A 13,377-nucleotide genomic window follows, 5' to 3' on the forward strand; every position below is an offset into this window, starting at 1 on the left:
GCTTCGCAGCTCAATCTGTCTGGCCGACGTTCGGTGTGTCTGCAAGCTGAACTGCCGATGGGTCACCGCCGTCGAGGTGGTCGCGAGCCGCCGATTGAATGACCGATGCAGGTCCACGCACACAGTCGCGCCGGAGGTCTGGGTACGCGTCGCCGACCAGTTCCTCAACGATCGTTTCGGCCTCGAGTGCCGCCGTGATCGGTTCGCCACGCAGCGCCTCCGCAACCATGCTCGCGACCGCAGTGCTCACCGCACAGCTCTCACTTTCGAAGCCGATCGCTTCGATGACGCCGTCTTCGACCCGCACGAAGAACTCACCGTCGTCGCCACACGACGTCTCTGCGGAGTGTTTCGTGAAGGTCGGGTCGGCGAGGGTCCCGGCGTTTCGCGGGTCCTGATAGTGGTCGGCGAACCGGTTGTGAAACCGGTCTGAGGCGACGAACGCGTCGCGTCGCTCACGGGGGTTCTCGAGGGCGTCGACGAGTGCGTCAACCTCAGCTCTCGTGGTGTACAAATAAAACGACGCTCGGACCGAGCCGGGGATCTCGAGACTATCGTGCAGCGGCTGTGTACAGTGGTCGCCTGCGCGGACTGCGATGCCACGGTCGTTCAATAGCGAGGAGAGGTCGTGACCGTGGACCCCGTCAACGTTGAACGAGACGAGTCCCGTCCGTTCTTCACCGGCCGGCACGCCGTACACTGCGACGTCGTCGCGCGCCCCAAGCCGGTCGAGTGCGTACTGGGCGAGTTCGTTCTCGTGGGCCGCGATCGCCTCCATGCCGATCGCATCGAGGTAGTCGGCTGCCGCGCCGAGTGCGATCCCCTCGGCGATGGGCGGAGTACCCGCCTCGAACTTCCACGGTGGCTCGTTCCACGTCGACGTCTCGAAGGTGACGTGACGGATCATCTCGCCGCCGTAGTGGAACGGCTCCAGCGTCTCGAGCAGGTGTCGCCTCCCGTAGAGCACCCCGATGCCCGTCGGCCCAGCCATCTTGTGTCCGGAAAACCCCAAAAAGTCGGCACCGAGCGCTTCGACGTCGACCGGCCGATTTGGGACCGACTGTGCTCCGTCGACGAAGACAAGCGAGCCGTGATCGTGTGCGATGTCGGCAATCTCGTGCACGGGATTGATCGTCCCGAGGACGTTTGAGACGTGAACGACGGAGACCATCGCGGTGTCATCGTCGGTCAGTTCGGCGGCGTGGTCCATGTCGAGATGGCCGTCGTCGTCCACTCGGACGTACCGGATCTCCGCGCCCGTTCGTTTTGCCACCTGTTGCCAGGTGACGAGCGAGGCGTGGTGTTCCATCTCTGTCACGACCACGTTGTCGCCCGGTTCGAACGTCGCCATCCCGTACCCGTACGCGACGAGGTTCACCGCCTCGGTGGCGTTCTTCGTGAGGACGATCTCACCGAGCCCGCCACTCGCACCGATGAAGTCGGCGATCCGCTCGTGAGCCGCCTCGTACGCGACGGACGCCTCGTGGCTCAGCTTGTGGATTCCCCGGTGGACGTTCGCGTTGGTGCGCTCGTAGTACTCGCGGAAGACGTCGTACACCGGTGTCGGCGTCTGGGTCGTGGCGGCGTTATCGAGGTAGATGAGTGGTGCATCGTCCACCGTCCGATCCAGTATCGGGAAGTCGTCGCGAATCGCCGCGGGGTCCGTGTGCATATCTCACGGTCTCGGGGCACTCGTAAAAGTCTCTGGGGCGGATGGTCGGTCGCGCCGGCTCACTCACCCGATCGGTTCCGTCGCGGGTGAGCGTCGTCGTCAACGAAGGTTCCACAGGTCAGACAGTAGTCGCGCTCTTCTTTCAGCTCTGACGGGTCAACGATCGCGAGTCGCTTTCTCGTTTCTGTCTCGCAGTCTGGACACGTCGGCATGTATCACAATCGCTGTCTGGAAACATAAAACGTGTCGCGGCTGTGCATTGATCGTGCATCACCGGCAGATGGAACAACCACCCGAGCTGACCGCCTCGATTGCCCTTCGGGCGGGGTACGACCGGCGTGCGACCAGCGTCGGGCTCGGTCGCCGGACGAACAAAGCTTTAGCCCGCGAGCCGCCTAGTACCGGCAAATGGTACTCGACGACCTCGGCACATCCCTTCGGAGCAGTCTCGACCGGCTCCAGGGCAAATCGCGGCTCGACGAGGACGACGTCGAGGCGATCGTCAAAGAAATACAGCGGTCGCTTCTGGCGGCTGACGTCGACGTCTCGCTCGTCATGGAACTGTCGGACGCGATCGAGACGCGCGCCACCGAAGAGGAGCCGCCGGGCGGGACGACCGCCCGCGACCACGTCCTCAAGATTGTCTACGAGGAGCTTGTCGGTCTCGTCGGCGACTCCACCGCGCTACCACTAGAACCACAGACCATCCTCCTCGCCGGGTTACAGGGATCCGGAAAGACTACCTCTGCGGCAAAGATGGCGTGGTGGTTCTCGACGAAAGGGCTCCAGCCGGCGGTGATCCAGACGGACACCTTCCGACCGGGCGCGTACGACCAGGCGAAACAGATGGCCGAGCGCGCCGAGGTCGACTTCTACGGTGACCCCGATGGCGACGACCCGGTCGAGATCGCGCGCGAGGGGATGGCGGCAACCGCAGACGCAGACGTCCAGATCGTCGACACTGCGGGGCGACACGCGCTCGAAGACGACCTCATCGCCGAGATCGAAGCGATCGACGAGGCGGTCGACCCCGACCGGTCGCTGCTCGTGCTCGACGCGGCGATCGGCCAGGGCGCGAAAGACCAGGCTCGGCAGTTCGAGTCGTCGATCGGCATCGACGGCGTCGTGATCACCAAACTCGACGGGACCGCGAAGGGGGGCGGGGCGCTGACGGCCGTCAACGAGACCGGATCGTCGATCGCGTTCCTCGGGTCCGGTGAGACGGTCCAAGACGTCGAGCGATTCGAGCCGTCGGGGTTCATCTCGCGGCTGCTCGGGATGGGCGACCTCAAGCAGCTCTCGGAGCGGGTCGAACGCGCGATGCAGGAGGCCCAGGCGGAAGACGACGACTGGGACCCCGAACAGCTGCTCGAAGGGAGCTTCACGCTGAAAGACATGCAAAAACAGATGGAGGCGATGAACCGGATGGGTCCACTCGATCAGGTAATGGACATGATCCCCGGGATGGGCGGCGGCCTGATGGACCAGCTGCCGGACGACGCGATGGACGTCACCCAAGACCGGATGCGCAAGTTCGAACGGATCATGGATTCGATGACCGACGAAGAGCTTGAGAACCCCCGTGTCGTCGGTCAGTCGCGGACCGAGCGGATCGCGATCGGCTCCGGTACCGACGAGGAGACCGTGAGACAGCTGCTCGAACAGCACTCGATGATGGAGCGGACGATAGAGCAGTTCCAGGGGATGGGCGACGGAGACATGCAGCGGATGATGAAGAAGATGGGCGGCGGCGGTGGCGGCCTCGGCGGCATGATGGGCGGCGGCAAGGGCCCGTTCGGCTAGCCGCCGTACTTGGGGTCAAACGCACCCGCAGCGCTGTTCGCTGCCGACTTCGGCTGGTTTAACTCACCGACGAGAGTATAATCGCCGATGACTTTCCGGCGGCTCCTCGTGTACGATGCCGTCGTACTCACCGCACTCCTCTGGTTTCTCGGGAAGTTCGTCCGGTACGCGTTCCCGCCGCTCTTCGGGCCGCTTCAGACGGGGTACGACGTGAGCAACACCGCCGTCGGCACAGCCTTCACCGGCTTTATGCTCGTGTACGCGTTGATGCAGTTCCCTAGCGGGGCGATCGCCGATCGGGTCGGGCCAGTCCGCGTCATCGCGGCCGGGGCGGGCGTCGCCGGCGTCGGGTCACTGGCGCTCGTGGTCGACACCCCGTTCGTCGTGCTCGCGGGGATCATGCTCGTCATCGGGGCCGGCACGGGCGCACACAAGACGGTGGCGGTGCGGCTGCTCGCACGGACGTATCCCTCCCAGACGGGGCGTGTCCTCGGCGCACACGACACCCTCGGCGCACTCGGTGGGGTCGCCGCACCCGCCGCTGTTGTCCTCGTCCTCACGCCGCCGCCGGCGATTGTGACCTTCCTTAGGCCGCTTCCTGGCGCCGACTGGCGCGGCCTGTTCGCCGCCACCGGAATCACTGCCCTCGCGGCCGCCGCCGTGTTCGCCACTCGGGTGCCAGCTCGGCTCTCGGCGAGGTCGGGAGCCACCGACGACAGCGACGCCGACCCCGGCGTCGACGCGTATCTTGAGGCGTTCCGCAACCCGCGGCTCGTCGCATTCGTCTTCGTGACGGTCGCCTTCTCGTTCGCGTACAATGGTGCAGTCGCGTTCTTCCCGCTGTACCTCTCGGAGGTAGCGGGGCTCCAGACGTCGACCGCGAGTCTGATCTACGCCGCGTTGTTCGCTGCGACGTTCGTCCAGCTCGTCTCCGGTGACCTCTCGGATCGGCTGGGTCGGCTTCCGGTGATGGCCGTGACGTTAGCGCTTGCGTCGGTCGCTCTCGTGATAGTCGTCGTGCTCGGCGGGGACGGACCCGCACCCACCGGCAGATACGCTCCGGTCGTTCTCGGTGCGCTCGTCGTTGCGTTCGGCGTCGGGTCGCATGGATTCCGTCCCGTCCGCGGCGCCTTCCTCGTCGAGACGCTACCGGACCGCCTCGCCGGCGGCGGGCTCGGCGTCGTCAGAACACTACTCATGGGTGCGGGTGCGTTCGCGCCCGCCGTCGTCGGCGCGATAGCAGACCGCGTGGGCTTCCGCCCAGCGTTCGCAGCGCTTGCCGGTTCGATCGCGCTCGCTGCGCTCGTCGCGACCAGTCTGTGGCTGACACGGTGAGTCGGTCGACGACGGGATCGGATAGGGCCCGCGTCTCGATGCCAATGGCTGCGGCCGCTACGTGTCGAGCGTCTCTGGCTCGAACGTCTCCGGATCGAAGGCGTGTCGGTTGAGGCGGTCGGCGTCGACGGCGTCGAGCACCGACTCGTTCGTGGACTCAAGCACGACCGGTGGCGCGACACCGGCATCAACGGCCTCGAGCCAACGCCCGACGCACAGACACCATCGATCACCTGGCGTCAGTCCCGGGAAGTCGAACGCCGGCTGGGGCGTGATCAGGTCGTTGCCACGGTCCCGACTGTCCGTCAGGAACTCGGCGGTTACGACGGCACACAGCGTGTGTTCACCGACGTCGCCGTCGACGTCGCGACACCGGCCGTCGCGTAGGTAGCCAGTTGTCGGATCGATGCTACACGGCTCGAGGGGATCGCCGAACACGTTTCGTTCCTGTTCGGCACGCTCTCCGGATGACACGTGGTATTGTACTGTCGCGACGAAGTTAGGTCCCGCGGCCGCCGTCGGACGTCGCGGCCGACAATATATATCCCGTGGCGCCGAAGCCGATCACGAATGAGTCGGAACGACGAGGTCGCCACCCTCCTCGAGGAGTTCGCAGACCGACTCGAGGCGACGGGCGTCGAGTACAAGCCGTCGGCGTACCGCCGTGCGGCCGAGAACGTCCGCGAACACGCCACACCGATCGAGTCGCTCGCGGCCGACGGCGAAGATGCTGTCGCGGCGATCGATCGCGTCGGCGACGCCATTGCAGCGAAGATCGTCGAGTACATCGACACCGGATCGATAGACGAGCTCGAGGCGCTTCGCGAGGAGCTGCCGGCGAACATCGGGGCGTTGACTGCCATCGAGGGCGTCGGCCCAAAGACCGTCGGCACCCTGTATGAGGCGCTCGGTATCACCACTCTCGATGAGATGGAAGCCGCCGCCGAGGCGAGAGAGATACGGGAGGTGAGCGGGTTCGGCGCGAAGACGGAGACGTCGATTCTCGAGCATATCCCCTTCGCGAGGGAATCTCGAGAGCGAACGCGTCTCGGCGACGCTAGACCCCTCGCGGACGACGCACTCGCGTATCTAGCGGACATCGACGCGGTCTCGCGGGCCGAAGTGTGCGGGTCGATCCGCCGCTGGCGTGACACCATCGGTGACATCGACCTGCTCGTTGCCAGCACCGACCGCGACCCGGTGTTCGAGGCGTTTCTCGCGTGGCCGGCGGTCGACGAGACTATCGAGGCGGGCACGAGCAAGGCCAGCGTCCGCGCGACCGGCACCCGCGTCGACCTCCGTGTCGTCGACGAGGACCAGTTCGGCGCCGCACTCCAGTACTTCACTGGGTCACTGGCACACAACGTCGCGCTCCGCAACCGCGCACTCGATCAAGGGCTCACGCTCAACGAGTACGGACTGTTTGAGCTCGAGGAATCGGCCGGCGAGACCGACGACGAGACGACAGCCACAGACGAGGGCGGTGACGCCGACGCCGGCGCAGTCGACAGAGAGACCGGCGACCGAGTTGCTGGTGAGACCGAAACGGGCGTCTATGAGGCGCTCGGGCTGTCGTTCGTCCCGCCGGAGATCCGTGAGGACACCGGTGAGATCGCGGCTGCTGCCGCGGGCGACCTCCCCGACCTCGTCGAGACGGAGGCACTTCGCGGTGACCTCCACACACACACCGACTGGTCGGACGGCGGCTTCTCCATCGACGCGATGGTGACGGCCGCCGAAGCGCGCGGGTACGAGTACTACGCGGTCACCGACCACGGCGAGGGACCGGGTGTGTTCGGCGACATCGCTCTCGACGACGAGGCACTCACGGCCCAGGCCGAGGTGATCGCCGACGTCGCCGAAGACGCCTCGGTCGAGGTGCTCCATGGCGTCGAAGCGAACATCGCAGCCGATGGATCGATCGTGCCCGACGACGCCGTTCTCGCGGATCTTGACATCGTTGTCGCCTCGCCGCACGCGGCACTCGATGCCGATCCGGAGGCCGCTACGGAACGGCTCGTCAGCGCCGTCGAACACCCCCTGGTCGACATCCTCGGGCACCCGACCGGCCGGCTCATCAACAGTCGCCCGGGGCTGGCGCCGAACATGGAGGTCGTCGCCGAGGCGGCGGCGCGCGAAGGGGTGGCGATCGAAGTGAACGCCAATCCGGCGCGGCTCGATGCGGACGGCACCGCGGTCCGCGCCGCTGTCGACGCCGGCGCAACAATCGTCGTGAACACTGACGCCCACGCGCCTGGCGAGCTCGACAATGCTCGATACGGGGTTCACACTGCCCGCCGGGGCTGGGCCGAGACCGCGGACGTACTCAACACCTACAGCCGCTCCGCGCTTCGGTCGTTCCTCTCGTGACGACTGACGGCCGCGACGCGGACCACGCCGCTGAACCCGCGGCGACAGAGCCACCCCGCGTCCTCGTTGACGTCATGTGTGGGACGCTTGTGACGTATCTCCGGATGTGTGGGTACGACGCGCTGTACGCGCTCGACCGGGGAATCGAAGCCGACGACGAGCTCGCGGCGCTGGCCGCCGAGACGGACCGAACGCTCCTGACCCGCGACCGTGCGCTTGCCACCCGCATCGAGGATGCTGTCCGCCTCACAGAGCGCGACGTGCTCGACCAGCTCCGTGAACTCGACGCGGCCGGGTATCCAATCGAACTCGCCGACGAACCGACTCGCTGTGGGGCCTGCAACGGTCTCCTAAAGCGCGTTACTCTTGACGCGCCTCGCCCCTCGTACGTCCCGGCGGACGGCCCGGATCGGCACTGGCGGTGTCGCGACTGTGGCCAGTGGTTCTGGAAGGGCAGTCACTGGGCGTCGGTCGCCGAGCGGCTCACCGAGGTGGGATTGACCGGTGGTGAGGACGTACCCTTGTGACTCGGTCCGACCGGCGGCGCAACCGGTATCACTCGCCGGGGTGTATCGGAAGCCGATGGAACGCGAACGGGCCGTCGACCGGCTGGAATCGATCCTTGACCGCGTCGACCGGGAGCCGCTACCGGCGCCGGTCCGCGAAGTGTGGGCATACGGCGACGTCGCACTCGGGCTCGATCCGATTGACCGACTCGACGTCTACCTCACGAAGGACGTGCTCTTGGAGAGCGACGACGAGGCTGCGGCGTCGTTTGCGGACCGGTACGGGGTCCAGGGCGTCGGAAGCACCGTCCGTGCCTCGTGGGCCGAGGCGCACCCCGACCGCGTCCGCACGAGCGACAACGGGTACGCCGCCCCCGAGAAGTGTCTCGGTGCTGAGCTCCTCGCGCCCGCTCCCACGGACGACCCGATTCACCTCGAAGTGTGTAACGCGAGCTTCGAGGATAACGTCACCCAGCGGCTGCGCGGCGCGCTTGCCCGCGACGCGTACGCGGAAGTGATAGATCCCCGCGGGGTGTGTCTGTGGGTCGACGGCGAGCGCGACACAGCAGCGATGGAGCGGCTCCGCGCCGGCACGTTCGCGATGCCGACGCTTCCGGCCGCACTCGAGATGCTCGGCGTCGACGAGGAAGCGACTGCTGAGCGAATCGCCGACGCCATCACCACGGCCCGCGCCGAGCAAGCGACGACCTCGGTTCGCGGCGACATGGTGTGAACCGCCGCTGTGTGCCATCGCCTCGCACTCCGCTGCGGGAGCAGACGGCGATTTCCGCCACCCGACGGCTTTTGCCGTTCATCGCCGTGGTGACTGTATGCCCACACCCACCGACCGCGTCCGTGAGGCTGGCCGTTCGAGCATCCGGGTCATGTACGACTTGGCCGAACAGCACAACAGCGACCTGATCCGTCTTGAGGTCGGCGAGCCAGACTTCGACACGCCAGACCACGTTATCGACGCGGCGGCGGAGGCGGCTCGTGGGGGCGCCACCCACTACACCTCGAACGCCGGAATGCCGGCGTGCCGTCGAGCCATCGTGGACACCCTCGCCGATCGGTACGGCGTAACCCACGATCCGGAAGAGGTCGTCGTCACCGTCGGGGGCATGGAGGCACTCCACCTCGCTGTCCTCGCGACTGTCGGGCCGGGTGAGGAACTACTCGCGCCCGGTCCGGTCTGGCCGAATTACGAGACGCAGGCGCGACTGGCGGACGGGACGTTCCGCGAGGTGCCGATGCCGGCCGAAACGGGCTTCGCGCTCGATGCCGACCGCGTAATCGACGAGATGAGCGACGAGACGGCCGCTATCGTGCTCACGACCCCGTCGAACCCGACCGGGCGGGTCTACGACCAGGCGGCCTGCCAAGCGGTCGTTGAGGCCGCGGCCGACCACAACGCGTACGTGATCGCAGACGAGGTGTACCTCGGGCTCACCTACGACGGGCCGGGTCAGGGGATCGCCGCGTACACAGACCACCCAGAACACGTGCTCACCGTTGGCTCCTGCTCGAAGACGTACGCAATGACCGGGTGGCGGCTCGGTTGGCTCGCCGGCGACCGTCACCTTACCGACGAGGTGGTGACGATCCACGAGTCAACGACCGCCTGTGCATCGAGCGTTGCCCAACACGCTGCGATCGCCGCACTCACCGGCCCACAGGAGCCATTCGAGGAGATGTACGACGCTTTCGAGGCCCGTCGTGACCTCGTCGTCGACCGTGTCGCATCTATCGATGGACTCTCGTGTCCCCGGCCGGAGGGGGCGTTTTACGCCTACCTGGACCCCGGACTCGACGAGCCCGCCCTCGACGTTGCGATGTACCTCCTCCAGGAACACGGCGTGGTGCTTGCACCCGGCGACGGCTTCGGGGAAACGACACCGGGTCGTCTCCGGCTCTCGTTCGCGAGCTCGCCGGCGGAGCTACGCGAGGGCTTCGACCGGATCGAAGCCGGACTCGAGGCGTACTGAGCGGCTCACCCCATTCGCTCGCCGCCGTTCACGTTCAGCGTCTCGCCCGTGACGAACGTCGCGTCACGGAGATACGCCGCGGCATCGGCGATGTCTTCCGGCTGCCCGTATCGGTCGGCGGGGATCGCCGCGAGCTCCTCGCGTTTTTGTTCCGGATCTCGATCGGTCGTCATATCGGTCTCGATGTGCCCGGGCGCGATGGCGTTCACCCGAACGTCGGGCGCGAAGTCGGCGGCGTGACTCCGCGTGAGCGAGACGAGTGCGCCCTTCGAGGCGGCGTAGTGGCACTCGATCGGCGCGCCCGTGTGCGCAAGGATCGAAGAGACGTTTGTGACCGACGCGGGCTCGTCGGCGGCGTGTAGATGGGGAAGTGCCGCCTTTGTGACGGTGAACGCCGAGTTGACGTTAACGTCCATCACCCGGTCGAAGTCAGCGGGGTCGAGCGACTCAGTGTAGACGTGTTGGTCGATCCCAGCGTTGTTCACGACGTGGGCGAGCCCGCCGAACGCGTCTACTGCGGACTCGACCAACCGCGTTGCGGCGTCGGGATCTGATACGTCCGCGCCGACGACGACGGCCGACTGTCCGCGGTTGCGGACGCTCTCAGCGACAGCCTCGGCGGCCTCCTCGTTCGTGTGGTAGTTGATGGCGACGTCGTACCCGTCGTCGGCGAACCGGAGCGCGATCCCGCGGCCGATACCCCTCGATGAGCCCGTCACGATCGTGGCTGGCATGTCTGTCGTCTGTGTCTCGGATGACTTCCGTGTACCGAACCCGGCGACCGAGGCGGGTCGTCCGGCCGCAAGTTCCGGCCTCACCGCACACGCCCGACCGTCACCTCGAACGGGACGAGCTCGACGCGTTCGTAGTCACGGTCGCGCATCCCGGCGACGACCTCGCGGCCCATCGCTCGCCACCGCCGCCGGAGGTCGTCGTATGCGGCCGCCGAAAGCGCGCCGCAAAGCTCCTCACGATGTGCGTCGAGCCCGGATCCCGAGGCCTTTCGTGCGGCCGACTCAAGTGACCGATCGTCGTACGGCGGTGCCGTCCGCTTTTCGTGGAGGTACCGACGCGACTGCACGTCGACGAGCCCGGCCGCTTCGAACAGCATCTCGACGCGGTCCCCGAGCGCGACGTCGGTGCCGACACCCTCGAGGTACGCCGCCCGCGCCTCCCGTTCGAGGGCCGTCTCGCGGTCGACCGTCGAGGCGACCGCGACTGCTGCGTTGTTCGGTTCGATCGCAGCGACCAGATCCGATGAGGACCGGACGAGTTCGCGGACCGCGGCCGCCGGCGAGGGGAGATTGATCAAAAGCGCCTGACACGCCGCGAGGTCGACGGCGTCGTCACCTACTGGCAGCCGTGTGGCGTCGCCTGTAATGTACTGCGGGCGGCACGGGCCCCTGCCGTCTTCCGGGCCGTATCGCTCGCTCGCGACGTCCAACAACCCTGGGTCGGCGTCGACGCCGATCACGGTCGCGTCCTGCGGTGTCTCCTCGGCGAGCACCCGGGTGAACGCGCCCGTCCCACAGCCGACGTCGAGGGCGCGGTCGCGGTCCCTAAGCGAACAGTCAGCAAGCGCCTCGCGGCTGTCGCTCCACATCCCCTCACGGGTATGTGCGAGGTACGACGCCGAAAATCGCCTCACGGGTCCGTCCACCGGCTCACTCGTTTCGAAGCGACCGGACCCGCTCGATGTTCCACGTGAAGCTCTTGCCGTCCTCCGTCGGCGTCTCTAAGACGAGTGGCACCGACCGCAGGTCGGGGTGGTTCACGATCCGCTCCATTCCAGCCTTGCCAATCAGTCCCTCACCGATGTGTGCGTGCTCGTCTTTGTTCGTTCCACAGTCGTGTTTCGAGTCGTTGAGGTGGATACACTGGAGGTGCTCTAAGCCGACCACGTCGTCGAACGCCTCGACGGTCTCGTCGACGGCGGCGGCCGACGAGAGGTCGTAGCCCGCCGCGAAGACGTGCGCGGTGTCGAGACACACGTCGATGTCGGTGTCGGTTCGGTCGATGATCCCCGCGAGGTGTTCGAACTCGCCGCCGAGCTTGGTCCCCGCGCCCGCGTCGCTCTCGATCAAGATCGTGACGTCTGACGGCACGTCGACGTCGTCGACGACCCCCGCCGCGTTGTCGAGCCCGCCCTCGACGCCCGCCCCGGTGTGTGCTCCGAGGTGGACGTTCACGTACGGAATACCCAGCTGGTCTGCGGCGTCGACCTCCCGCTGCATCGACTGGAGCGACTTCTCACGGAGGTCATCTTTCGGCGTACAGAGATTGACGAGGTACGAGGTGTGGATCACCCACGGCCCCTTGAGGTCGCGCTTGGTTGCCGACCGGAACTGTTCGGCCTCGGTCGAATCGAGAGTTGGGTCCTCCCACACCTGTGGAGAGTGCGTGAATATCTGCCCGCAGTTCCCGCCGAACGCGGTCTGTCTGAACACCGCGTTCGCGATGTTGCCGTGCGGCGGCGTCTCGGGGTCGTTCGACGCACGCGACGCCGAGATAGAGACGTGTGCACCGACTTGAAGACTCATACTTGAGCCAGGGTCGGGAGTCTCAAAGCCGCTTCGGAACCGGCTCCCGCCCGTTCGAGGTGTCAGGCTGACTCACATACCCGGCGTGCGTCGGATCCACTCGTCGTCGCGGTAGCGTGTCTCGACGAGCTCTCGTGCACGCGCGAGCTCGTCGTCCGTCCACGCGCCGCCTCGGTCTAGCGTCCCGCCGCCGCCGGTCACCCAGTCGGCGAGTGCAGACTCCAACCGGTTGACGGCCGTCGCTCGGTCGACAGCGGTCGCCCCGTCAACGTCGGCGAGCTCGTCGATCCCAACCACTCGGTCGCGGACGGTCGCGGCTGACACCGGTGGGTCAGTGAAGCTGTCGAGATGTGCTGCTGCCTCGACCGTGTACGTGAGCGAGCCGTGTTGGACGACCGCTTCACGGGTTCGATACTGGGCGTTCCCCGCGATCTTTCGACCGTCGGCGACGATATCGTGCGCCGGGTGCAGCTCGCGGAGGTAACATGCTGGGTGGTACAGCGCTGGGACCGTCTCGTTGACGTAGTCGGCGTCGACGCCGAGCCTCGCAAACGCGTCCAACACTGGCGCACAGAGCAGGTGGTACGCCTCGAGGAGCTCACCGGGCACGTCGTCTGCGTCGACAGCGATCGAGTACGCAATGTCGCCGACGTGGTCGTGGTAGATCCCACCGCCGCCGGTCCGTCGTCGTGTGACGTCGACGCCGGCCCGCCCACAGGCCTCCCAGTCGACCGTGTCGGGGGCTTGACTGTACCCGAGGGTGAGACAACTCGGATCCCATCGATACGTTCGAATTGTTGCCGGTCCCCCCGCGCTCACGGTCTCTGCGGCCACTTCGTCGAGTGCCATCTGCATCGGCCCCGGTCGGCACTCCTCGCGAATCAGCCGCCACTCGCCGGACGGTGCAGTCATATCTCGACTGGACGCTGCGAGATCAAAGCGGTTGTGCTCTAGATACACAGACGTTGAGACTGACACGCGCAATGGATGAGTGGACTATCACACAACCCTCCCAACGCGCAGCACTCCAACTCACTGGTGCAATTTTCATACGCATCGAGTGAGCCCTAGTATGATTACCTGCCTCAAAATTCGTTACTCGGTTAATCAAAACTCTCGTCGTTGCAAAATTGTGGGGTGTCACCGGTGTGGATTCCTACGTAGAA

At 66.3% G+C, this 13,377-nt stretch carries 13 protein-coding genes; 6 read left to right on the top strand and 7 right to left on the bottom strand.

What is annotated here, in order from left to right:
- Positions 1-10: 10 nt before the first annotated feature.
- Together ACWUI7_RS02065 and ACWUI7_RS02070 are read right to left on the bottom strand one after the other, a co-directional pair.
- Positions 11-1,672, bottom strand: a complete 1,662-nt coding sequence (locus ACWUI7_RS02065; protein ID WP_496640504.1) for a SufS family cysteine desulfurase — start codon at positions 1,670-1,672, stop codon at positions 11-13.
- A 59-nt stretch (positions 1,673-1,731) separates the two neighbouring features.
- Positions 1,732-1,884, bottom strand: a complete 153-nt coding sequence (locus ACWUI7_RS02070) for a hypothetical protein (protein ID WP_496640505.1) — start codon at positions 1,882-1,884, stop codon at positions 1,732-1,734.
- 196 nt (positions 1,885-2,080) lie between these two features.
- Here ACWUI7_RS02070 and ACWUI7_RS02075 point away from each other — a divergent pair, with 196 nt between their 5' ends.
- On the top strand, positions 2,081-3,475 hold the full coding sequence (locus ACWUI7_RS02075) for a signal recognition particle protein Srp54 (RefSeq protein ID WP_496640506.1): 1,395 nt from the start codon (positions 2,081-2,083) through the stop codon (positions 3,473-3,475).
- Between the two features lie 87 nt (positions 3,476-3,562).
- Positions 3,563-4,810 carry an MFS transporter gene (locus ACWUI7_RS02080; RefSeq protein WP_496640507.1) on the top strand — a complete coding sequence of 416 codons (1,248 nt, stop codon included), beginning with the start codon at positions 3,563-3,565 and terminating at the stop codon, positions 4,808-4,810.
- A 57-nt stretch (positions 4,811-4,867) separates the two neighbouring features.
- On the opposite strand, the gene ACWUI7_RS02085 is transcribed toward ACWUI7_RS02080, so the two are convergent.
- Positions 4,868-5,284, bottom strand: coding sequence for a DUF2237 family protein (locus ACWUI7_RS02085; protein ID WP_496640508.1), 417 nt, complete (start codon positions 5,282-5,284; stop codon positions 4,868-4,870).
- Positions 5,285-5,380: 96 nt separating this feature from the next.
- Here ACWUI7_RS02085 and ACWUI7_RS02090 point away from each other — a divergent pair, with 96 nt between their 5' ends.
- The 4 genes from ACWUI7_RS02090 to ACWUI7_RS02105 all read left to right on the top strand — a co-directional run bounded on the left by ACWUI7_RS02090 (position 5,381) and on the right by ACWUI7_RS02105 (position 9,671).
- Positions 5,381-7,180 (top strand): DNA polymerase/3'-5' exonuclease PolX, encoded by a 1,800-nt coding sequence (locus ACWUI7_RS02090; RefSeq protein WP_496640509.1) that lies wholly within the window; start codon positions 5,381-5,383, stop codon positions 7,178-7,180.
- Positions 7,177-7,707 (top strand): Mut7-C RNAse domain-containing protein, encoded by a 531-nt coding sequence (locus ACWUI7_RS02095; RefSeq protein ID WP_496640510.1) that lies wholly within the window; start codon positions 7,177-7,179, stop codon positions 7,705-7,707. The genes ACWUI7_RS02090 and ACWUI7_RS02095 overlap by 4 nt, the downstream gene beginning before the upstream one ends.
- Positions 7,708-7,762: 55 nt before the next feature.
- A complete protein-coding gene (locus ACWUI7_RS02100) occupies positions 7,763-8,419 on the top strand; it encodes a DUF7095 family protein (RefSeq protein ID WP_496640511.1) in 657 nt (218 codons plus the stop codon).
- 97 nt (positions 8,420-8,516) lie between these two features.
- Complete coding sequence (locus ACWUI7_RS02105; protein WP_496640512.1) at positions 8,517-9,671, top strand: pyridoxal phosphate-dependent aminotransferase; 1,155 nt, start codon at positions 8,517-8,519, stop codon at positions 9,669-9,671.
- 5 nt (positions 9,672-9,676) lie between these two features.
- Here ACWUI7_RS02105 and ACWUI7_RS02110 read toward each other — a convergent pair whose 3' ends face one another.
- The 4 genes from ACWUI7_RS02110 to ACWUI7_RS02125 form a co-directional block, all read right to left on the bottom strand.
- The gene (locus ACWUI7_RS02110; RefSeq protein WP_496640513.1) at positions 9,677-10,405 is read right to left on the bottom strand and encodes a glucose 1-dehydrogenase; all 729 of its coding nucleotides are present in this window, start codon (positions 10,403-10,405) and stop codon (positions 9,677-9,679) included.
- An 80-nt stretch (positions 10,406-10,485) separates the two neighbouring features.
- Positions 10,486-11,319 carry a class I SAM-dependent methyltransferase gene (locus ACWUI7_RS02115; RefSeq protein WP_496640590.1) on the bottom strand — a complete coding sequence of 278 codons (834 nt, stop codon included), beginning with the start codon at positions 11,317-11,319 and terminating at the stop codon, positions 10,486-10,488.
- A 16-nt stretch (positions 11,320-11,335) separates the two neighbouring features.
- Positions 11,336-12,211 (bottom strand): deoxyribonuclease IV, encoded by an 876-nt coding sequence (locus ACWUI7_RS02120; protein WP_496640514.1) that lies wholly within the window; start codon positions 12,209-12,211, stop codon positions 11,336-11,338.
- 72 nt (positions 12,212-12,283) lie between these two features.
- Positions 12,284-13,123 carry a lipoate--protein ligase family protein gene (locus tag ACWUI7_RS02125; protein WP_496640515.1) on the bottom strand — a complete coding sequence of 280 codons (840 nt, stop codon included), beginning with the start codon at positions 13,121-13,123 and terminating at the stop codon, positions 12,284-12,286.
- Positions 13,124-13,377 lie beyond the last annotated feature (254 nt).

The sequence above is a fragment of the Halorubrum orientale genome (assembly GCF_059623105.1).